Raw genomic sequence first — 21632 nt, forward strand, 5'->3', positions numbered from 1 at the left:
ATTACGCTACTTTGTCACCGTCGCCGAAGAAATGCATTTCGGCCGCGCGGCAATAAGGCTGCACATGACGCAGCCACCACTGTCGCAGGCAATCCAGTCGCTGGAAGCGATGCTGGGCGTGCAGCTGTTTCGCCGCACCAGTCGTAGCGTCGCCTTGACGCCGGCCGGTATCGCCTTGTTGCCGGAAGCGCAACGTATCCTCCAGCAAACCGCTGCGCTGCCTGATCTGATGCGCCGCGCGGCATCCGGCGCTTCCGGCCGTTTATCGCTGGCATTCGTCTCAACTGCCGATTACAGCGTGCTGCCACCCTTCCTGCGCGAATTCCGCGAATCGTATCCCGGTGTCGAAATCGATTTGCGTGAAGCGACCACCGACGTGCAGCTGGACGACCTGATGCAGGGCCGCATAGACGTCGGCCTTTTGATCCCCCCAATACCAGACAAGGCAAAATTGCAACTGGATTATTTACCGGTGTTATCGGAACCTTTGATTCTTGCTGCACCTAAGGGATTGAAGGCGCTGCGCGGCAAGCAGAGCGTCGCCCTTCAGGCACTGGCTGACCTACCGCTGATTATTTTCCCGCGACGTATTGCTCCCGCCTTCCACGATGCGATTCTGGCTTGCTATCGCGATGCCGGCCTGACGCCGCATATCGGGCAGGAAGCAATCCAGATGCAAACCATCATCGGTCTGGTCTCTGCCGGCATGGGGATCGCGCTTGTGCCACAATCCGTATCGAATTTAAAACGGCCGGGTGTCGACTACAAACCGCTGGCAAATAAAACGCCGCTGGTCGAAACCGGCCTCGCATGGCGACGCGATAATGCGTCACCGGTGCTGCAGGCTTTTCTTGAACTGTTGCGAAAGAACTAGAACATGTGGATACATCCTATGCCCGATCCGATTGCACTCTCCATCGGTCCACTTGCGATACGCTGGTACGGCCTGATGTATCTCGCCGCGTTTGCGCAATTCATCTGGCTGGCGCGCATACGCATCAGGCAGCCGCATATTGCCAATGCCGGCTGGAAGAAGGAAGACATCGATGACATGCTGTTCTACGGCGTGCTCGGCGTCATCGTCGGCGGTCGTCTGGGTGAAGTGATTTTTTACGATCCGGCTTATTACTTTTCGCATCCGCTGGAAATCTTCAAGGTATGGAAAGGCGGCATGTCTTTCCACGGCGGCTTCCTCGGCGTGTTGTTTGCAATGAGCATCTGGGCGCGCAAGCAGGGCCGCAATGTACTCGACGTATGGGATTTCATCGCGCCCATGGTGCCGCTTGGTTATGCATTCGGCCGCCTCGGCAATTTCATCAATGCCGAATTGCCGGGTCGTATTGCCGACGCATCGCTGCCGTGGGCAATGATCTGGCCGAATGTCGATAACCTGCCCCGTCATCCATCGCCGCTGTATCAGGCGCTGGTCGATGGCGTGCTGATGTTCATCCTGCTATGGATCTTCTCGCGCAAGGCGCGCCCACGCATGGCGGTCGGCGGCATGTTCGCGCTGCTGTATGGCTCGGCACGCTTCTTCACCGAATACTTCCGCATGCCGGATTACGAAGTGCATTTCGCTGGTATCACGATTTCTGCCGGGCAGATGTTGTCCGTACCATTAATCCTGGTGGGCATCGTCATGCTGTTTCTGGCTTATCGTAGTCAAGCTGAAAAAAAGGCTGCTTGAGGATGCAGACAAAGATACAAACAGACACACGTATAGAAGTCTTAATTTCAACATTCCGTGATGGGCAGCACCGATGATTTCCTGGGCTGCCTTTACCAAACTTGCAGATAGCAATTTCACGATGCCGGTCGCTGCCTTGCTGGCAGTGTGGCTGGCCGGCGCACGCGCATGGAAGCCGTTTTTTCAGTGGAGCTTTCTGTTCGGTGCCGGAATACTTCTGGTCGTCGCGACCAAGATCGCCTATATCGGTTGGGGCGCAGGCATACCCGCGCTTGATTTCACCGGTATCAGCGGTCATGCGATGCGCGCCACCGCCATCGCACCTGCGTTAATGGCAATACTGCTGCAAAAGAAAACGCGCCAGCTACAGCAAATCGGCCTGCTGGCCGGACTCGCCTTCGGCATAGCCATCAGCATTTCACGCCTGGCGATTCATGTGCATTCGGTATCTGAAGTCGTCAGCGGCTGTCTGTTGGGTGCAGCTGTCGGCCTTGGTTTTGCGTGGCTGATACGGAATCGGCCTATCGTTTTTGATCGCAAGCTATTGCTAGTTGGTGTAATCGCCTTGTTGCCGGTACTCAGTTTGAAACCGGCACCGACTGACTCATGGATGGAAAGCGTTGCCTATTACCTGTCCGGAAAAGAGCGTCCGGCGAAAACAACCAGTCTTGAATCGGTGACGACTGAATATCACTAAACCACCGGGCTGAAAACACTCGGCCTGGCGGCTCTTCAATTCGCTTTTTCCAATCCTGCACCACGCCAGTTCGCCAGCATATCCGGTAGCGCCTTGCGATACATCAGCAAGACGACTGCCGCATAACTGATGACGCCCACTGCCACTGACAATATCAGCACGGCGAGATTCGACCACCCTGCGCGTGCAATCGCCATCTGCGCCGCCTCTACACAAGTCGCCATCACGAACACGCAAAAGAACGGTGTGAGCAATGGTTGCAACTGTCTGCGGAAACTGATGTGCGCATATTTACGCAATAGATAAAGACCCAATGGATAGGTCACCGCAACGCGGCATGACCACGCAGCAATGATATAGATCGCCGATTGGTGCGCCGTCAGGAAAACAGCTGCGATCGTGCAGGCACTCGCGCATACTGCCGGCAACAGCAATGCACGCGGATAGCCCAGGGCACGCAAATACGGACTGACGAATACGCGCGTAAAACTGATCGCCCACACCAGACACAGAATCACGATCATGGCAATTGCTTCCGACCATTTATCGCCGAGCAGCAAGGGCACCCATTGTCCTGTCGTCAAGGCCAGGCCGACAAAGATCGGTGTCGAAACAAAGGCCATCACTTCCGTCACCTGCAGGAAGGCGCCTTGCAAACGTTCCTTGTCCTTTTGCATCGACGAGAACAGCGGCAAGCCGATACGGCCCGCAACGCTACCCACAATATTCGATAGCGCATCGGTTGCCTTGAATGCCACGCTGACAAAACCCAGCATGCTCAAACCGTGCATCGCACCGATCAGCAAACTGAACACGCGCGTCAGGAAAGCCCACAGCGCACCTTCCAGCATCACAGGAAAGCCGAACACGATCAACTGCTTCGCGTGCATCCATGAGAAGCGTCGCAAAGGCTTGCGCTTGTGGCCGCGCCAAAAAATCAGCGTCAGCAAAATGTTTTGCACAATACCCGCCGCCACGATGCTCCAGACGCCAAAACCCGCCAGCGCCAGACCAATCGCGACAAAGCAGTAACTCAACTTGCCAGCGACCGTACGCCTTGCAATCGCCTTGGTGCGCAACTTGCGATCCAGCATCGCCGACGGCAGCAGATTCAAACCGGTGAACAGACAGGCACTGCCTTCGGCGATCAGGATGGCGCCAACCAAAGGCTGTTGCATGAAGTAGATAAAGTACAGCCCGACCAGCAGACAGAAGGCGAAGCCGGACAGGCCGAGCAGAATGGACATCCAGAATGCGCTATCGATATGCAGCATGTCTATCGGCCTGCGCTGGATCAGTGCTTCGTTAATGCCGAGACCGATCACCAGTTGCGTCAGCACGACGATGGATTGCGCAAACGCGACGCTACCGAAATCGGTAGGCGTCAACACGCGCGTCATGATCGCCAGCGTCAGAAAACCGAGCAGGCCGACGCCGACGCTATCGACAATAGCCCACGGCACCACACGCCGCATATTCTTCATCGCGACACCAGCTGGCGTTTTATTTTTCCCAGTGTTCTTCTGATGCCAGAAATAAATGAAAATTTATTCAGCAAGCGATTCTTGCGTATCGTCAGCTTCAATGCGCTAACCCACGGCTCCTTGATGTTGCGCTTCCCGGCAATCTGCACGATCTCGTCCAGCAATACCAGTTGTGCATGATTACCGGCACGCAGCGCACGTATCTGCGCATCGCTCGGACGACCAGACAGGGATTCCGGCAATTCGGCGCCGACTGCCATGAAGTTGAGCTTGGTGCGCAGGCATTTTTCACAGCGTCCGCAATTCCGCCCCGTGATCGGCCCTTCCCAGCAGACGCGCAGATTGCGCAAGCCAACTTCCCAATCGAGGATGCGTTCGGCTTTTTCAGTGCGGGCAAATTCGCCACCGTCATACACAATCTGAAAATCGCGGCTGGACAACATTGCATACGTAATCGGATTGCCACCCCACGGCAATACCAGCCGTGTGTAATCTTCGTCGGAGCCGACCAGACCGGCCTGTGCGCTGCCCTGCCAGTTGCGCAGGCAGCTTGCGACGCCATTGCCGAATTCCATTTCCCAGTTCACGCATGCAACGTCGCGCCAGTTTGTTTTCAGGGTCACCATGGGCACGTTGATCGAATGCAGGGAATCCGCAGCAGAAGCCACCGTGATATCGAATGCAGCATCCGCATTCAATGCAATATCGAAACCCTGGATCAGCACGCCGGCCAGCAAGTGATAACTACGGCGGCCGGCGCGCCCGGTCACATGCCGCCATGCTGTAAACGAGGCATCCAGGCCACCGGAAAATGCCGCCACCGCTTGCGGCGTCTGCGGCAGGCGGATTGCATCATCAGGCAGCTCGCGCGCGGCGCTGACATGAATCTGCTGATACAGATCCGGCCGCCATGCCGCCCAGCATGCGATCAGATCCTCCAGATTTTTCAGTAGAGAAAATGTCACCGGGCCATCAATATACATATCCTGCCCGCGATGCATGGCGACAAATACCAGCGCCGTCGCCGCCATATCGTGCACCTGCAAGGGTGCCGGCAGAGATTCATTCTGCCCCGCCAACTCCCACCACACCTGCTGGTCGCCAAAACTGGCGATACGCCTGACCTGGCCATCGCTGCGTACTTCACGCAATTGCACAACCAGTGTTCCGCTTGCGGCTTTTATGAAAGGGATGTCCTGCAAATCCATCATGCGCGTTGATAAGCATCGTCGAAACGCACGATGTCATCTTCTCCAAGGTAAGCACCCGACTGTACTTCGATCAGGTGCAGCGGCATCTTGCCGGGGTTTTCCAGCCTGTGCGTCATGCCGATCGGAATGTAAATGGATTCGTTTTCCGTCAGCAGCCTGACAGTGTCGCCGCAGGTGACAAGCGCAGTGCCGGTCACGACTACCCAATGTTCTGCGCGATGGTGATGCATCTGCAGCGATAATTTTTCACCCGGATCGACAGTAATGCGCTTGACCTGAAAACGGTCACCGGCATCGATAGGCTCATACGACCCCCACGGTCGATACACGCGCGTGTGATTCAAGTGTTCGCAGCGGTTTTTCTGCTTCAGAAAATCAACCACGTTCTTGACCCGCTGTACCTGATCCTTGTTGACGATCAGCACGGCATCCCTGGTTTCCACCACCACGATATTATCCAGCCCGATCACGGAAACGAAACGACTCTCGGCGCGTATCAGCGAACGCTGCACCTTGTCCGTGTACACATCGCCCTGCAGCACATTGCCTTCCGCATTGCCATCCTGCATTTCGGACAGTGCTGACCAGGAACCGATATCGCTCCAGCCTATATCGGCAGGAATCACAATCGCCTGTTGCGTATGCTCCATCACCGCAAAGTCTATCGATTGCGCTGGGCATGCTGCATACGCAGTTTCATTCAAACGGCAGAAAGATAAATCGTTGTAGGCATTCGTTACTGCAGCCTTGCTACAGACCGCCATCTCCGGCTGCAGGCGCTCCAACTCGGAAAGATAGGCATCGGCACGAAACAGGAACATGCCGCTATTCCATGAATAGCGTTCATCTGCAACAAAGGCTTGTGCCGTCGCCAGATCGGGCTTTTCCACAAAGCGCTCAACGGCAAAACATTTTTCAGCACGATCGATCGCCGCGCCCCGACGTATATAGCCGTAACCGGTTTCCGCAGCCGATGGCAGGATGCCGAACGTCGCCAATGCCTTCTTGCCAACAGCATGCGCTGCCACCAGCACTGCGTCATGGAATGCGTCGGTATCGATAATCAGATGATCGGCCGGCAATACCAGCATCAATGCATCAGGATCAAGCGCCAGCAAATAATTGGCCGCCACGGCAACTGCGGGGGCGGTATTGCGTCCCTCTGCTTCCAGCAGGATTGCAGTTGGCCTGATATCGATCTGACGCAGCTGCTCCGCCACCAGAAAACGGTGATCGTCGCCGCATACGACCAGCGGTGGCGCAATCTCGGGCCAGCCGGCAACGCGCAATATTGTTTCCTGCAGCATCGTGCGATCGGAAACCAGCGGCAGCAATTGCTTGGGCGAAGCGGCACGCGATAAAGGCCACAGGCGACTGCCAGATCCACCGGATAGTATGACCGGATAAATTGTCACACGGCACCTGCACATGTTTTCTGGCCGGTAGCGGAAGCATCTGCCTTAAGCAGCGCTTTATTTTTCGCTGTCGGGGATTTTTTTTCGCGCGTCTTGCTGCGGCGATCGCGCGCATCGCGCCAGGAATCCTGCACGCAGTCGGATACGTGACGCATCTTGCCTTCGCGACTGACGCAATAATTCTTGCACACCACCAGTTCCTGCATATGTGAATGCGGCGACACGCGCGTGTACTCGAACAACACGCTGCGCTCAACTGTCGAGCCGCTGCAGATCTGGCTGCCATGTCCTATCCAGGTCGGACCTATGATGGTGCTGCCGGCTTCTATCGTACTGCCGGAACCGAGATAGACCGGTCCTTCTATCGTTGTGCCTTCCCAATCGATACTGGTGTTCAGTCCGACCCACAGGCCTTCTGAAATTTGCGTGCCGGGCATCGTCATATGCGCCATTTCTCCCTGCATCACGCTTTGCGAAACGGCCCAGTAATCCTTCACGTTGCCGATATCTATCCAGTTGAAAAAACGTTTTTGCGCAAAAAATGGCACGCCTTTTTCCACCAGTAAGGGAAACAGCTGCGAACCGATATCGAATTCTTCACCGGATGGAATCAACTCCAGCACTTCCGGCTCGAAAATATAGATGCCGGTGCTGGCCAGATTGGACAACGCTTCTTCCGGTTTGGGTTTTTCCTGAAATGACAGGACACGCCCTTCTTCATCAGTGACCACCATGCCGTAATCAACGGTTTTTTCAGGCGAAACTTCTTTCGTGATGATGCTGACCAGCGCGCCTTTTTGCCGATGTTCAAACAGCGCTGATTTGATATCCAGATCAATCAGGGCATCGCCGCAAATCACCAGCGTGGTTTCATCGAAAAAACCGCCGAACTCCTGGATTTTTTTCAAGCCACCAGCCGAGCCTATAGGCTTGGGCATGACTTCGCCGTCGTCGGTCATATAACCTTCAAACGAATAACCGATCTGTGCGCCGAAACGCTGGCCTTCGCCAAAGTAATCTTCGATTTTCTGATGCAGATAGCTGACGTTCACCATGATTTCATGGATGCCGTATTTGACCAGATGCTCGACCAGATATTCCATCACCGGCTTGCCGAGTATCGGAATCATCGGTTTCGGCAATTCATAAGTAAGAGGCTGGACACGCGTTCCTTTGCCTGCCGCAAGGATCATTGCTTTCATGTTTCCCCTGAATGATGTGATTGACTGAAAATGTAGAAATGAGATGGGTGGAAGCAAAAGCCGGAGCCGGTTTACTCATGAATAGGCAAAACGTTCTCCCTCCATACTTTGCCAGCGCCAGGTATCGATACACATCTGCTCTATGCTGCGCTCGGCACACCAGCCGAGTTCGCGTTGCGCCAGCGACGCATCGGCATAACACACGGCAATATCGCCAGGGCGTCGCGCCACCACTTGATAAGGTACGCGCCGCCCGCTCGCCCGTTCAAAGGCCTGGATCATTTGCAGCACGCTGCTGCCGCAACCGGTACCGAGGTTATAAACCTGCACGCCGGCTTCGCTGCCCAGCAATTTTTCCAGCGTCTTGACGTGTCCGATGGCGAGATCCACCACATGAATGTAATCGCGCACACCAGTACCGTCGTCGGTCGGATAATCGTCGCCGTACACCGACAGTAAATCGCGGCGGCCGGATGCAACCTGCGCCACGTAAGGAAAAAGATTATTGGGAATATCGTTCGGGTCTTCACCGATCAAGCCGCTCTCATGCGCACCGGCCGGATTGAAGTAACGCAGCAAGGCCACACGCCACGCGGGATCGGAATGCGCCAGATCGCGCAGCATTTCTTCTATCATCAACTTGCTGCGGCCGTAGGGATTGGTGGCCGCCAGCGGAAAATCTTCCTGTATCGGAACCGTTGCCGGATCGCCGTACACGGTCGCCGATGAACTGAAGACCAGATTCGTTACATAGTGCTTTGCCATGACCTGAAACAGCACCAGACTGCCTTCGACATTGTTGTCGTAATAGTCCAACGGTTTCGTTACCGATTCCCCGACTGCCTTCAGTCCGGCAAAATGCATGACCGCATCAAAATTGTATTGCTCGAATATTCTTTCGATTGCTCTGCGATTCCGCAGATCGGTCTGAATGAATGGAATCGTCGCACCGGTGATGGCCGCCACACGTTCCAGCACCGATGCCTTGCTGTTGCACAGATTGTCGATCACCACCACCTGATAACCGGCATTGATAAGTTCTACGCATGTATGTGAGCCTATGTAACCGGCTCCTCCCGTTACCAATATTTTCATGATCAATTTATCCAGGAAGCTCCATGAGCGTACCTTTACAAAGAGACATCAGTGAGGGCAAAGTTCACTTTTAGACAAGAGGAAATCGTAACAAAAAGTATCCTTGTAAAATTTATACGGATAGATATGCAAATTATTTTCTTTCGGAAATTTTCGGAGTAATAAAATATTTTTATTCAGAAATTTTTCCATGCAATCGAAGAAAAATGCCCTCTCGCAATCCTGTTTTATTTCTCAGCGCATAGCCATCTGCACAGTTTTCCCCCGCTCGGCATTGCTATTCCCTATCAGATAATCGGCACAAAACAAATGCAATAAACGTTGCACTGCAGCTTGCATATTGCACAGGGAAAATTCGTATCCGATTTTCGATTGATGTCCGAACAGCAGCATCAGCAACGCTATGCAGGCACTGTCGATGTGCGTCACTTCGCTGAAGTCGAGCCGGATATGAAACGGCGTCGCCGTCACACTGGCAAATACTTCGCGCAAGGGTTGCAGATTACTTTCTTCCCATGCACCGCTTGCAGCAATGATGCAGTTGCCCCCCTGCACTGTCAGCGATACACGTGCGTTTGCAACTGCATTGCTGTCGCGTCGATGCAAACGCGTCGCCACTGCGCACGGAATCACATGCAGTGCCATCAATTTGAGCAGCGTTATTCCATCATTGAAGTAGCGCTTCCACAACGTTGGTTCTTCCTTGATACGCCATAGCCATTCACCTCCAAGTTGGCCTACCCACGTCGGTGCACGCTTGACCGTGCCTGCGACAAAATTCACGACTGCCCCCAGATGGCTGACAACCGGCACCTGAAGTCGAGGCAGATTATGTTCTATCCATGCCTGGCCTTTTTTTGCACCCAATGCCACCACCAGAAAATCCGCCTTGCTGTCATTGATATCGTCGATGACGGCATCACTGCTCATCTCTTCGACGCTGGCAAAACCCGGCGACTTGTGTCCTGCGCAAACCAGGCCGGATGCAGTCGCATTCAGTTTGTTGGCTGCAATCTCGGCGACGCCATCCGGCCCGCCAAAGAAATACACCAGCAATACTTTGCCCGGTCGATGACGCAAAGCCTCGAACAAGGTCGAGCCGGCAACACGCTCCGTGACTGGCAATCCCAACAGTTTGGCAATCCAGACCAGCGGCATGCCATCGGCCACCGACAGATCGCTGCGTATGACGGAATCGCGAAACTCGCCGCCATCCAGACTGGCAACGGCAAAGTTCAGGTTCGGTGTGGAAAAGAAGCAGCGCTGGTGACTGCGTGCCGCATCGATAATTTTTGCCGTCGCCTGTTCCATGGAAATCGCATCGAAGGGCAGACCGAGGATGCAATAAACGGGACGCTGAAAATCGGTGCTGATCTTGCTGCTGGTGCTGATTGCAACATGCTCGATGCCTGCATCAAGCTCGGCTTCAGATTGCCGCCGTAGACGATTAGTCTGCATCGCGTTTCGCCCTCACCCATTCGACCTGGCGGCTGACAAAAAACTTCAGATACAGAGGCAGCTTCCAGAATACATACGTCACTGTGGAAAACAGATCGTGAAGACTGACTACATGCCGGCCGAAGCGCCGCCATGCAAGCAAGACAGCCAGTATCAATCCAGACAGGCTGAAAGCAGCCAGCAACAATGGCGCGATCCAGGCGAACATGAGATACCCAGCGATGGCAACGGAAAATAATGCGCAGGCAAGCAGCGTCAACAAGGCTACAGGCGGCACGCACATATCCAGTGCCAGCGCGATCAACATGCGATCATCGCGTCGCAGGCCTTGAATCAGCAAAGGCAAGCCGTGATGCAGGATCATGCTCATGTGGCCATGTTCCCAGCGCGTCCTCTGCATGCGTGCAGCTTCTTCACCAACCGGAAAATAACTGATCACGCAAGCATCGGGGCAGAAAATCGGTGCCGCATTCTTGCGCGCCATCTCTATGCCTAGCTGCATGTCTTCCGCCAGATTGCCGTTTGCCAGATCCGCCTGACTTATCAGCTTCCATGGAAACGCCATGCCGGTACCCATCAACTGACACGGCAAACCCAATCTGAGAAAGCCCAGTGGACGCACATGGTTTTTGACTATCCATGCAAACTCGGCAATCCGCATCTTCAAGCCGGAATTTTTCTTCGCCTGCATCAGATCCAGCGCCTGCACCGGCCTTTGCGTCGTTATCGCCAGGCAGGCAAGCCGGTCTATGGCTCCTTCCAGCAAGCGGCAATCGGCATCGATCATGATCACGACTTCCGGCGGGCTGTGCGCAAGATGCTGCACGCCGTAATCCAGTGCATAGCCCTTGCCACGCTGTTCCGGGTTAATGCGTTCAAGTACAGGCGCACCAGCCGCCAGCGCCAGCGCCGTCGTTTCATCCGTGCAGTTATCTGCCACGACAAGAATACGGTCACCATCGCGCAGTTGTTCGCGTATCGAGGCAATCGTCGCCGCGATGCCTTTCGCTTCATTGTGTGCCGGTATGACTACTGCAACACTGGGACGCCACTCGGTTGGCAAGGGCGTCACACGCGTCTTTTTCAGTGCCGCCAAAGTCTGCACCAGCAAAACCGCAACCGGTATTGCGGCCAATACCAGAACAATGATCAATCCGATGTGCAACAGGATCACCATTGCGCAGCCTCTACCAAGCGACGCTGCGGCTGCAAGGCCTGTTGAAACAATTGTTGCAGGCGTGCTACTTCATGATCGATATCGTGACGCTCCAGCACGCGTGCGCGCGCCAGCCGCCCCATGCGCGTCAACTCTTCAGCCGATGTTGCCAGGCAGCGTTCCATCGCCTGCGCCAATTCTTCAGCCGAACCGGGCGGATAGAGCCAGCCATTTTCGCCGTCGATCACCAGTTCCGGCACACCTGTAATCCATGTACTCAGGATAGGCCGCTGTAGCGACATCGCTTCCATGATCACGACCGGCAGGCCTTCGGCGAAACTCGCCATCACCATCGCGCGGGAATCCAGTATTTCCTGCTTGACCTGATCGCTGCTGATCCAGCCGGTGATACGTACACGCGACTGCAAACTGTGTTTGGCAATCAAGGCTTCGACTTCCCTGCGCATTTCGCCGTCGCCGGCCAGCACCAGTTCAAACGCGATGCCTTTTCTTGCGAGGATGGCGGCAGCTTCCACCAAAATCTGCTGACCTTTTTGCTCGCACAGGCGACCGACGCAGATGAAGCGCGGACGCTCAGGCAAAGTCATGTCGACGTTATTGTAAAAAGCCGGCTCCAGCCCGCAATGCACGATGTGCACCTTGTCCCATTGCGCATATGGCAGGCTGCGATACAACTGACTGCGACAGTAGGAAGTGATCGCCGCGACAAAGGTCGCGCGTCGCAGTTTTTCCGGCAGGCCGATGAATTCCGGCTTGTCGAATTCTTCCGAACCGTGAATCGTCAGGCTGTACGGCACGCCGCTCAATTCACTCGCCAGCATCGCTACCTCGGCCGAGTTGGTGCCAAAGTGTGCATGCAAGTGCGTGATGCCATCGCGTTTCAACCACAAGGCAAGGCGGCATGCTTCGGCCAGATAGATCAGGTGATACGGCAATGACCTGTCGGCACGCCGGCTCATGCGAAACGCCAAAGCCAAAGCCTTGATATATCGGATAGGCGAAGTCAGTTTGATCTCGATCACAGAACGCAACAGACCAAACACGCCGCGCTGCAGGATGTAGCGCGTGCGTTCACGCTCGACAAAATCTTCAGCATCGACCAGATCGCCTTCCCAGCCGCGCAAGGAAAATCTGTGTATCGCGAGACCCTGCCGTTCCAGCGCCAGGATTTCCCTGCGGATGAAACTATGGCTGACCTTGGGATATTGATTGATCAGGTAGGCTATACGTAATGCGCTCAAACCAGTTCCTCTCTACTTTCCTTATCGATTTCTTCCACTGCTGCCACGGACTGCGGCAGATCATATTTTTGTATCACTCTGGCCGGCACGCCGACGGCAGTTGCGCCATCCGGCACATCGCACAAGACCACAGACATCGCACCGATATGGCAACCGTTGCCGATACGCACACCGCCCAGCACCTGTGCATATGCACCGAATTCCACGTCATCGCCGATCACCGGCACCGGGCCATCGGCGACGCGATTGCCTATCGTGACGCCTTGGCGCAAGGTGCAGTTCGCGCCTATGCGCACTTCCGGATGTAAAAAAATCCCGCCGAAATGCCATATCCGCAAACCGGGCCCTATCGCTGCAGCCTTCGGCAGGCTGATGCCGACTGCGGTCTCGACCAGGCGAAACCAGAACCAGTAAAAAAACGTAAGTGATTTCCTGCTCAAACCTGCCGGCATGCGATCGACGCGACGCCCAAAGCGATAAGTCCATACAGCCCATATCGACTGCTCTTTTAAAAATGGACGGCGTAAGGCATAACGCTGCACATCGGCTTGCCAGTCGCTGTCCTGTGAAAGTCGCTTCATCAGACAACTCAATCCTGTAACAGCAATTCGCCGCGTACCGTCGATGGCTCGCCGACACCGCTGATCGCATGCACATTCACAATGGCAGTCTTCGATGGCCAGGTAAAAATCTTGCTCTCGCCATTGCCCAGTTCGCCACTATCGAAATGAATGGATGAGCCGGACGGTTCGCGCACCTGCAAGCGCAGTTTTGCACCGCCGCTGGCAAGCGCACGCACGCGATAAGTTTTGCCGACTTGCGGTGCAGCCCACGCCAGCGGATGCAAACCACGCGATGAATAATTAACTTGCGTCACACGCGTGCTGCTGGCCGGGAACACCACGGCCTGTTGCCAGGTATCGAATACGCCCGCTACCGTGCCTACATTCAGTTGCCATGGACCGCGCATCGACAGTAAATTGAAATTCTTTTGCGGCGTTACCGGCTTGCCGTTCCCATCCACCCAGCTCTGTGCAGATTTCACCTGGCGCAATGCATGGCGTATGCGTTCGAGATCGTCGGCCACGGCATTGTTCCAGCCGCCCTTGTGCAGATCGAAACCGGCGCCATTCTCTACATAGATGAAAAACGGCGTGCCGAAATTGCGATCGACTACGTAAGCGCCGTAGGTTTTCAGCGTCTCTGCCACCTTGCGCAAATCCGGGTTGCTGATTTTCTGTGTGTCATAAGACGACGGCAGCATCAGCAATGCGCCTTCCGGAATTTTCCCGGTGTTCGTCGTGGCGGCATTGGTATCGGCCGAAGTCGCGGGAAAGATATAGGTCGGATTCGGCGACAGCGCGTTGAAGGTCAGAGACATCGCCAGCGCATGGCGATACATGGTGTCGCCGTCATTGATTTCATGCTTGCGTATCAGGCCAGCCGCCGTCGGCACACCGGCTGCGCGCGATCCCTGAAAATAATGCGCCGGATCGCCCCAGCCACGGCCATCTATACGCGTCCATGCGTACTGCGCCGCTACCCATTTCCCATCGATTTTTTTCAGTTGCCAGAATGAATGCACGATACCCGTCACCGGATCGACGATATCGGCATGACCATCGCTGGCGCTGGCGGCCACCACATCCACCGGCCAGCGCGGCACCGTCACGTCGTGAAAGGTTTCTGCATCCGGATCCCACAAACCTTTTGTCTTCGGCAGGCCGGTGACCGTCATGGGTGCATCGCCGGCATTGGCGAGAAACACGCCCGTCGACCACTCGCCACCAGCCACGCCTGGTTTATAGGTAGAGACGGGAATCACGAAGTCGTCGAAAACAGGTGCCACCGGACGGCTGTTCCAGGGTGAAGTGGCAGCAAACGGTTTGCCATACGTTCCCCAGGCATCGGCGGCATGCACAGGTACTGCAAGCAGCAAGCCGGCCAGCACTGCTGCCGAAGTCGAAAAGACGGGCTTGAAACGCGGGGAGACAGATACAAGAGTTTTTTTCATGGAAGATCGGCTTCACGCCGTATTGAGTTTCAATTTTTTTACCAGGGTCTTGCCGCTTCCCGTCCACCAGCTTTCGTAATAAAAAGTGGAGACATGCGCGAGCGCGAAGAGAACAATAAACAGCAGCGGGCGCTTCAGGTATTTGATAATCACGTCACCGCTGCCCAGCCAGGTGCCGACTGCCAGCATCGGATGGATGACGTACAGTGCATAGGAAATGGTTGCCAGATAAACCAGCACGCGATTGTCCAGCAGCGGCGCAATGGCCCGCCCCGGATTCAGGATGGTGGCACCGACCAGCAAGGCTGCCAGATACGGCCGCAGATAATTCAGTGCTGCCCCCTGTTCATGGCAGGAGATCAGCAACAGCAGCAACAACGGCCATTGCGGTATCCGTTGCAGCCACGCCAGCAAATGCGTTCCCAGACGCCGATGAATAATCAGGGCGAGCGTGCAACCGGCCAGAATTTCATCCATACGGTAATAACTGACACTGGATGCATACACGCCATCCGTCACGCGCAGCAGGGTAAACAGCAAACCGATCAATGGAATTGCCAGCAGGCTGCGCACGCCGAACACGGCAAACATCAGGGCAATGCCGATATAGAACTGCATCTCCATGCACAGGCTCCAGATGTGCTCGGTCAGGCTGACCAGGTGCGTGGGCGGCAGATTTGCATAGAAAAAATAATGCGCCAGCCAACTATCCGACGATGCACCGGCCATGCCCAATGCAATCGCCAGATACAGCCACGCCAGGGGAATGATGCGAAAAAAGCGGCGCACCAGAAAATCGAGCGTGGACGGATTTTTCAGCAGGAAGGAAGTGATCAGGAATCCGGACAGCGTAAAAAACAATGCCATCCCCAGCAAACCGAACATCGCATTCAGTTGCAGGGATTTCGGCCCGACCGGCAGCAGATGCGCCGCCAGCACGCACAGGATGCTGATGCCGCGCCAGCCATCCAGCACTTTCAGATGCGGAGTTGATTTCATGGCCGCTCCAATGGGCGCGGATGGCCGCCGCTTTTCTTATCCGGCACGGCAACGCTGACTGCCAGCGCACAGCCTATGCCGACACTGAACCAGAAATACCAGTTGAAAACCAGATAGCCGAATATATTGTCGGACGAGGACACCACCAGATAGCTGAACACCAGCGCCAGTGTGACGAAGGCTGCCAGCCTGTCGATACGCATCAGCGATTTGAGCGTCAACGCTACCCGCGCATACAACCAGAGATAGGCCAGCAAGCCGATCATGCCGGCATCGAAAAACCATTGCACATACACATTGTGCGCACCCCAGTTCATGTGATTGGCTGCAGGAAAAAACGTTTGCGAATAATGGCGAAATGCCTCAAGGCCGTAACCGAACAGATAATGACTGGGCCGCATCCACTGCAAGCCGCTTTCCCAGATCGACAGCCGCCACGCAAATGAATTCAGCTTTGCATAAGCAACCGCTGTCGTGCCGCTGCCCAGATCGAGCAGGCGCTCGCGAATTTCTGGAACCAGCAATGCGACTAGCGGCAACAGCATCAGATACAGCAGGTAGCGGCGTTCGAACAACAAGGCATACGCGAAGAAAACGATCATGCAGGCCAGCCACGCACTTCTGGTCTGCGTCAGCACCAGCAGCGCCAGCAGATAGAACAGATACAGCGTCAGTGCAAGGCGGCTACCGCTACCCAGTGCCACCGTCTTGTCCTTCAGCGCATACAAGGTGAGCGGAATGATCAGCGTCAGGTAGAAGGCAAAAATATTCGGATGGGTAAATGTCGATTGCAGGCGAAATCCTTCTGCACCACCCGCGGCACCGTGCAGGGCAATATCCGCCAGCGCATACGCAGCCGGCAAGGCGGACGACCATAAAACCAGTTTCACGCAACGCCGGAAATCCGGCGCCGCACGCACAAAATAAAAGGCAATGACAAACATCGAGAAGTAGGACAACAGGGTCAGATAGCTGCGGATGGCATCGCCCTTTTCCGGCGACATCGCCAAACCGAACAAGGCAACCAGCAGGAAAGGCAGCCATGCCAGCACCATCTTTTTCGGCAGGCGCGATGGCTTTTCAAATACCAGCATGCACGCCAGCATGATCACGCACAGATTGATGAGGCCGCCTATGCCGGTTTCATAACCGCCTATCGAAAAACGCGTGGAGTCGAGAATCACGTCGCCGGCCGAGCGGAACACGATGATCAGCGCCAATAGCAGCAGACGGTTGAACAGTAGCAGCAGGCCGAATACCAGCACGGCCGGCAAGGCCAGCAGGCGCGCCGGCTTGTAATCCATCAGCTCGGCATAGAACGGCACGACGATGCCGATCGCCAGCGCCAGTACGATTACGACGAATCGCGTATACGCATCGCCGGCACCGGGCAGCCAGCGCGTATGCACCGTGGCACTGCCGGCTTGCATGGTCGATTCGGTTTGCATGTTCATCGCAGCACGCATGCCGTCATGCAAGCAGTTCTTGCGCCACGCTCATTTGAGCCTTGCCGGGGAAATGCCGGATCAGCCACGAACGTATCGCATTCCACTCACCGGTTTCCGGCGCATTGCGCGACTGGAAGCGGAAGTAGCGCCACAGCAGGCGCGCTTCCTGACGGGTGGTCGCCATCTTTCTGAATGCCAGCTCGCGTTCCAGCTCTTCCGAATCGCCCAGACCGCGCCGCAATGTATACGCCATGCGCTCGAAGGCGTCGGAAAAATCCGTTTGCCCGGCAACATCGAACAGGATGCCGCCGTGATTGCAGAATGGTGCCGGATCGAAATACGGCAAGCCATGCATGATGCTGAACGAGCGCGCCAGATAGCGCGAAATCGCCAGTGATACTTCGACCTGTTCGCGAAAGCGGGTCGCACTGACGTTGCTGCCGTGCCAGCGATACTGAATCAGCTGCGACGGTACATTCGTGCATTTTCCGAGTATCGCCAGTTGCCCGAACAGGAAGTAATCTTCTGCCAGCGCATTGACGGTCAGACGCTTTTCGGCCGGCATCACATTCAGAAAATCGACGCCATAACGCACACCCAGCTTTTGTATCGCGGCAAAATCCATCATGGCTGCCGGATGCGTGATCGGATTGCGGAAAAAACTCGCTGCCGCCACGCGCTGCCGACCAATAGGCATCTTGATACTGCCGTTGATCGCACTGCTGCCGTCTATCACTTCCGATTGCCCGCTGATGGCAATGCAATCCGGCTGGCGCTTGAAGGCGGCCAATACGATTTCCATGCGATCGATGAAACACACATCGTCGGCATCATGCCGCATCACATATTTGCAATCGCTGATCTCCAGGCCGCGATTGAGCAAACCGGCCAGGCCTTCCGCCTCGGGAAAACTGTGCACCTGTATGCGCGCATCACGGCGGTGATAATCCTCTGCCAGTTCCAGGCTGCCATCGGTAGAGCCGTGATCCAGCACCAGCAAACGCCAATCCTTGAAGGTTTGCGCGCAGATGCTGTCCAGCGAAGCCGCCAGAAAATCGATACCGTTTTTTACCGGCAGTAATACATCTATGGTTGCCAAAATAATGTTCCTTATAGTGTGGCCAGCTTCAAGCTGGCCTGTGCCACAGGCGAAGCAGATTGAGGTTTCTGCAACATGACCAGTTCGCTGTCGCCGGTCCACGCTTCGACGTAACGCGAATTTTTTCCATAGCTGTTGTCCAGCACGATGTTTTTCCTGTTCAGCAGGCAGGCCAGAATATGGCCGTGCAGACGATCGGTGACAATCAGCTCATGCTGCGCAAAAAGCCGCGCGGCATCTGCAATCAGGCGTCCCGAATAGGCCATCCACAAAGGCACCAGAATGCGATTGGCCTGTCGACCCAGGCCGCGGCGAAAGAAGCCGCCAATGGCGCGCCGGAACAAGTTGATCCGCGCTTCGCGTTCACCGACAAACTGCGGCCAGTCCGTTACCGTGCTCGACACCGTAGGCAGCATGCGGCTGTGGTCACTGCTTTCGTCATCGACGCGGCTGATGCGCAAACTGCCTGCGCCAGGTTGCAGCACATGCGCGCGCATCGGATGCAGCTGATGCGCCATGTCCGGCAAGAGATAAACATGGTCGGTGAATTCCTGCGCCATCTCGAACGAAACCTGGTCGCGCACACAGAGATGCGCATCCGCATGCGTACGGAATATTTCTGCCGACTGCGCCATCTTCTCCGGCGTCGAAAAATGCAGCGACTGCGGCAGGATGATGATGCGATTTTCCGGATGGCTCTGCACGATCCGTTCCCTCAATTCCTGGAAGTACGGATACAGATCGCCGAAGTTGCCGCCGCCGTGAAACACGATCACATCTTCCGGCGCAATCCAGCGCGCGTCGTAGGCAAAGTAAGGCGCAATCAATTTCGGCGTCAGCCCCTGCTTGCGAAAAAAAGCCAGCGTGCCGTGCATGATCAGCAAATCACCGATATTCCCGTGCACTGGAATATCGACGTAATGGAAAGGCGCGCAGCCGATCAGATCGCGCAATACTTCGTGCCGCGCCATCAGTTCGGCGCTCAGTTTTTCGTGCGTACTTTCAGACTGCATGCCATTTCATCGCCTGCGAGGCGATGCTCATGAAACTAATATTCATTCAGGACTGCTCCCACCACCATCACGCCCGCATGCTTCATCGAATCGACCAGATTGCCGATCGCGCCGGCATGGCTGATATCCTTGCGCGCCACCACCAATGCAGAGCCGGCCCGTGCAGCGGCAGTCTGGCTGTCGGCATAGTCGTGGTCGGGCGGCGTATCGATCAGGATCACGTCGAATTCAGTGCCGAACTCGCGCAGCATGTGCGGAAACGCCGCACGCCCCAGCAATTCCTGCGGATTCGGCGGCGTGGCGCCGCTGGGTAGAATCGATAAGTCCACCAGCGATGCAATCCGGTGCACGTCAGCCACGCCGCTACGGCCGGACAGGATGGAAGAAAGTCCGCTGCGGTTTTCAATACCGAACAACTGATGCTGGCTCGGGTTGCGCATGTCTGCATCGATCAGCAAGGTACGCTGGCCGAGCTGTGAAAACAGCACCGCAAGATTGGCCGCAATGAAACTGCGACCATCACCGCGTTCGGCACTGGTAATCGCCATCGCCGAACGTTTTTCACCGGCGCCGAACCAGCGCATGACCAGCTGGCTGCGCAAGGCGCGCAAGGCCTCGACCTGTTTGCTGAACGGGTCATAAGCGGCAATCACGTCTTCGCTGACATTGCTTTGACCGCGTATCAGATAGGGATAGGAAAACTGGTTTGACAAGGCAAAATCGATATCGGCCGGCGTCAGCAAACCCAGCGCAATCCCTGCATCGCCAAAGCGCTGGCGACCGACGGACTGCTCCTGCAAAATTCTCTGCATTTCATCGGTAGTCAGGCGACCGCTATCGACCAGAATGCTGCCTATCTGACTGCTCGCAAGACGCGGAGTCTGCTGATACTGCAGCCTGGCCGCATCCTGCAGTTGATTCGATGTTCTGAACATAATATTTTCCAATTCGCTTGTTTCAGATGTTGACTATCGGCAAAGTGCGCATCGTCAAGCCGGCAGAGGGCCGCCCAGGCGGCGTTGCGGGCGGTGTTTTATCGCTCGCGATTTTTCTATCACTCCCAGTAACGGAAGATCGAACAGCAGTGGCAGGTCTTCTGCCGAACGCACCCGATGATCGAACAGCTCCATCGCAATCGCCGCTGCGATACCGAGAATGCTGCCCACGACGAGCGCAACCAAAAGATTCAGCAACAGGCGCGGCGAGGCAGGACTGCGCGGTACGGCGGCAGCCGTCAACACCGAAATATCCGATTGCGTCGATTGCGCTTCCAGGCTGGTTTGTGTCAAACGCTGCGATGCAGTTTCATAGGCACGCTTGGCGTTTTCCATCTCGTTGGCCAGCACGCTCAATTCATCGCGTGCACTATTCAAGGCCAGCACCTTGGCCTTTTGCGCATCGAGTGCCGCCCGCACTTCGGCTTCACGCTGCTGCAGAATGCGCGCGTTGCCGGCAACGCCGGCTGAAGCCAGTCCTATCTGCTGATTCAGGTTGGCGCGCAACTGATCCACCTCAGACTTGGCGGCGATGTACTGCGGATGATTGACATTCAGACGCGCCGAAGTATCGGCAAACTTGGCTTCCGCTTCCGACAATCTGGCCTTCAGGGACTGGATCAGCGAATTGCTCAGCACATCGGGTGAACCGCCTGCATTCTTTTGCACCTGGCGCTGGCGCGAAGCGGCCTCCATTGATTGCCCTTGTACCATCACCAGCTGGCTGGACAATTCATTCAGGCGCGCAGTCTCGACATCGAGCTTGTTGTCGCTGCTGAAAATATTGTTTTCCTTTTGATAGGCAGACATCCTGTTTTGCGCCGTCTCGAATTTGTCGCGCAGCAGCTTGATCTGTTCATTGATGTAACCGCTGGCTTTTTGCGCCGGTGCCACCTTCAGGTCGACGCTGACCTGCTGATATGCTGCCGCGAAGGCGTTGGCGATTCTGGCGACATACTCGGCATCGTCACCCTTGAAGCTGATATTCAATACGCTGCTGTCGCGCGCCGGTTCTACCGTCAGATTGGCGCGCAAGCCATCGGCCAGCCAGTCCTGTATCGTCGCCTGGCCATGTTCGATGCGGGCAAAACGCTCCTTGATCGCAGGCTCTTCCGCCAGCTTCAGATCCTCTACTACCTTCAGCGCGACCATCTTGCTGTTGACGACATCAACCTGCGTCGGCAGGTAACCCGGCATCAGTTGCGCCGGCACGTTCAGACCGGTGACGGGATCGATACCCTTGTTATTGAGTACCAGCGAGGTCGTGGCCTTGTAGGTTTTCGACATCGCAAGACTGACGGCGAAGGCGGCGATCACCGTTACCGCCAGCAACAGCAGGGCGATCTTGTAACGGGCGCGCAAGGTGCGCAGGATTTGTGCAAGAGTCATGACAGTTT

At 55.7% G+C, this 21632-nt stretch carries 19 protein-coding genes; 3 read left to right on the forward strand and 16 right to left on the reverse strand.

Going from position 1 to position 21632, the window contains the following annotated elements; genetic code table 11:
- The 3 genes from ABWP27_RS02745 to ABWP27_RS02755 form a co-directional block, all read left to right on the forward strand.
- Positions 1–874: LysR family transcriptional regulator (locus ABWP27_RS02745; protein WP_353153152.1), on the forward strand; the 874-nt coding region annotated here is incomplete at its 5' end.
- A 3-nt stretch (positions 875–877) separates the two neighbouring features.
- On the forward strand, positions 878–1687 hold the full coding sequence (gene lgt / locus ABWP27_RS02750; protein ID WP_353153154.1) for a prolipoprotein diacylglyceryl transferase: 810 nt from the start codon (positions 878–880) through the stop codon (positions 1685–1687).
- A 73-nt stretch (positions 1688–1760) separates the two neighbouring features.
- Complete coding sequence (locus tag ABWP27_RS02755; RefSeq protein ID WP_353153156.1) at positions 1761–2384, forward strand: phosphatase PAP2 family protein; 624 nt, start codon at positions 1761–1763, stop codon at positions 2382–2384.
- 35 nt (positions 2385–2419) lie between these two features.
- Here the strand turns inward: ABWP27_RS02755 and ABWP27_RS02760 are convergent, their stop codons facing one another.
- The 16 genes from ABWP27_RS02760 to epsF form a co-directional block, all read right to left on the reverse strand.
- A complete protein-coding gene (locus ABWP27_RS02760; protein ID WP_353153158.1) occupies positions 2420–3868 on the reverse strand; it encodes a lipopolysaccharide biosynthesis protein in 1449 nt (482 codons plus the stop codon).
- On the reverse strand, positions 3865–5079 hold the full coding sequence (locus ABWP27_RS02765) for a hypothetical protein (RefSeq protein WP_353153160.1): 1215 nt from the start codon (positions 5077–5079) through the stop codon (positions 3865–3867). Before ABWP27_RS02765 ends, ABWP27_RS02760 begins: the two co-directional genes overlap by 4 nt.
- Entirely contained in the window at positions 5076–6494 is a 1419-nt protein-coding gene (locus ABWP27_RS02770) for a mannose-1-phosphate guanylyltransferase/mannose-6-phosphate isomerase (RefSeq protein ID WP_353153162.1), read from the reverse strand. The genes ABWP27_RS02765 and ABWP27_RS02770 overlap by 4 nt, the downstream gene beginning before the upstream one ends.
- A complete protein-coding gene (locus tag ABWP27_RS02775) occupies positions 6491–7696 on the reverse strand; it encodes a nucleotidyltransferase family protein (protein WP_353153164.1) in 1206 nt (401 codons plus the stop codon). Before ABWP27_RS02775 ends, ABWP27_RS02770 begins: the two co-directional genes overlap by 4 nt.
- A 75-nt stretch (positions 7697–7771) precedes the next feature.
- Positions 7772–8791, reverse strand: coding sequence for a UDP-glucose 4-epimerase GalE (gene galE, locus ABWP27_RS02780; RefSeq protein ID WP_353153166.1), 1020 nt, complete (start codon positions 8789–8791; stop codon positions 7772–7774).
- A gap of 234 nt (positions 8792–9025) precedes the next feature.
- On the reverse strand, positions 9026–10249 hold the full coding sequence (locus tag ABWP27_RS02785) for a WecB/TagA/CpsF family glycosyltransferase (RefSeq protein WP_353153168.1): 1224 nt from the start codon (positions 10247–10249) through the stop codon (positions 9026–9028).
- Positions 10239–11426: a glycosyltransferase family 2 protein gene (locus ABWP27_RS02790; RefSeq protein ID WP_353153170.1), complete on the reverse strand. Its 1188-nt coding sequence runs from the start codon at positions 11424–11426 to the stop codon at positions 10239–10241. Before ABWP27_RS02790 ends, ABWP27_RS02785 begins: the two co-directional genes overlap by 11 nt.
- Positions 11420–12667: a glycosyltransferase gene (locus ABWP27_RS02795; RefSeq protein ID WP_353153172.1), complete on the reverse strand. Its 1248-nt coding sequence runs from the start codon at positions 12665–12667 to the stop codon at positions 11420–11422. Before ABWP27_RS02795 ends, ABWP27_RS02790 begins: the two co-directional genes overlap by 7 nt.
- Complete coding sequence (locus ABWP27_RS02800; protein WP_353153174.1) at positions 12664–13248, reverse strand: serine O-acetyltransferase; 585 nt, start codon at positions 13246–13248, stop codon at positions 12664–12666. The genes ABWP27_RS02795 and ABWP27_RS02800 overlap by 4 nt, the downstream gene beginning before the upstream one ends.
- Before the next feature lie 8 nt (positions 13249–13256).
- Positions 13257–14681 carry an Atrophin-1 multi-domain protein gene (locus tag ABWP27_RS02805; RefSeq protein ID WP_353153176.1) on the reverse strand — a complete coding sequence of 475 codons (1425 nt, stop codon included), beginning with the start codon at positions 14679–14681 and terminating at the stop codon, positions 13257–13259.
- A 12-nt stretch (positions 14682–14693) separates the two neighbouring features.
- The gene (locus ABWP27_RS02810; protein ID WP_353153178.1) at positions 14694–15680 is read right to left on the reverse strand and encodes an acyltransferase family protein; all 987 of its coding nucleotides are present in this window, start codon (positions 15678–15680) and stop codon (positions 14694–14696) included.
- A complete protein-coding gene (locus ABWP27_RS02815) occupies positions 15677–17134 on the reverse strand; it encodes an O-antigen ligase family protein (protein WP_353153180.1) in 1458 nt (485 codons plus the stop codon). The genes ABWP27_RS02810 and ABWP27_RS02815 overlap by 4 nt, the downstream gene beginning before the upstream one ends.
- Positions 17135–17150: 16 nt before the next feature.
- Positions 17151–18227: a glycosyltransferase family A protein gene (locus ABWP27_RS02820; protein WP_353153182.1), complete on the reverse strand. Its 1077-nt coding sequence runs from the start codon at positions 18225–18227 to the stop codon at positions 17151–17153.
- A gap of 11 nt (positions 18228–18238) precedes the next feature.
- Positions 18239–19240, reverse strand: coding sequence for a polysaccharide pyruvyl transferase family protein (locus ABWP27_RS02825; protein WP_353153184.1), 1002 nt, complete (start codon positions 19238–19240; stop codon positions 18239–18241).
- A gap of 35 nt (positions 19241–19275) precedes the next feature.
- Complete coding sequence (epsG, locus tag ABWP27_RS02830; RefSeq protein ID WP_353153186.1) at positions 19276–20175, reverse strand: chain length determinant protein tyrosine kinase EpsG; 900 nt, start codon at positions 20173–20175, stop codon at positions 19276–19278.
- Positions 20176–20229: 54 nt separating this feature from the next.
- Positions 20230–21624, reverse strand: coding sequence for a chain length determinant protein EpsF (gene epsF / locus ABWP27_RS02835; protein WP_353153188.1), 1395 nt, complete (start codon positions 21622–21624; stop codon positions 20230–20232).
- Positions 21625–21632 lie beyond the last annotated feature (8 nt).

Origin of the sequence: Herminiimonas fonticola, from assembly GCF_040395855.1 — a bacterium.
GTDB classification, from domain to species: domain Bacteria; phylum Pseudomonadota; class Gammaproteobacteria; order Burkholderiales; family Burkholderiaceae_D; genus Oxalicibacterium; species Oxalicibacterium fonticola_A.

Bases quoted from the DNA above. Each gene is read 5' to 3' on its own strand.
- lgt (WP_353153154.1), top strand. From the start codon at position 878: ATGTGGATACATCCTATGCCCGATCCGATTGCACTCTCCATCGGTCCA.
- ABWP27_RS02755 (WP_353153156.1), top strand. From the start codon at position 1,761: ATGATTTCCTGGGCTGCCTTTACCAAACTTGCAGATAGCAATTTCACG.
- ABWP27_RS02760 (WP_353153158.1), bottom strand. From the start codon at position 3,868: ATGAAGAATATGCGGCGTGTGGTGCCGTGGGCTATTGTCGATAGCGTC.
- ABWP27_RS02765 (WP_353153160.1), bottom strand. From the start codon at position 5,079: ATGATGGATTTGCAGGACATCCCTTTCATAAAAGCCGCAAGCGGAACA.
- ABWP27_RS02775 (WP_353153164.1), bottom strand. From the start codon at position 7,696: ATGAAAGCAATGATCCTTGCGGCAGGCAAAGGAACGCGTGTCCAGCCT.
- galE (WP_353153166.1), bottom strand. From the start codon at position 8,791: ATGAAAATATTGGTAACGGGAGGAGCCGGTTACATAGGCTCACATACA.
- ABWP27_RS02785 (WP_353153168.1), bottom strand. From the start codon at position 10,249: ATGCAGACTAATCGTCTACGGCGGCAATCTGAAGCCGAGCTTGATGCA.
- ABWP27_RS02790 (WP_353153170.1), bottom strand. From the start codon at position 11,426: ATGGTGATCCTGTTGCACATCGGATTGATCATTGTTCTGGTATTGGCC.
- ABWP27_RS02800 (WP_353153174.1), bottom strand. From the start codon at position 13,248: ATGAAGCGACTTTCACAGGACAGCGACTGGCAAGCCGATGTGCAGCGT.
- ABWP27_RS02805 (WP_353153176.1), bottom strand. From the start codon at position 14,681: ATGAAAAAAACTCTTGTATCTGTCTCCCCGCGTTTCAAGCCCGTCTTT.
- ABWP27_RS02810 (WP_353153178.1), bottom strand. From the start codon at position 15,680: ATGAAATCAACTCCGCATCTGAAAGTGCTGGATGGCTGGCGCGGCATC.
- ABWP27_RS02815 (WP_353153180.1), bottom strand. From the start codon at position 17,134: ATGAACATGCAAACCGAATCGACCATGCAAGCCGGCAGTGCCACGGTG.
- ABWP27_RS02825 (WP_353153184.1), bottom strand. From the start codon at position 19,240: ATGCAGTCTGAAAGTACGCACGAAAAACTGAGCGCCGAACTGATGGCG.
- epsG (WP_353153186.1), bottom strand. From the start codon at position 20,175: ATGTTCAGAACATCGAATCAACTGCAGGATGCGGCCAGGCTGCAGTAT.
- epsF (WP_353153188.1), bottom strand. From the start codon at position 21,624: ATGACTCTTGCACAAATCCTGCGCACCTTGCGCGCCCGTTACAAGATC.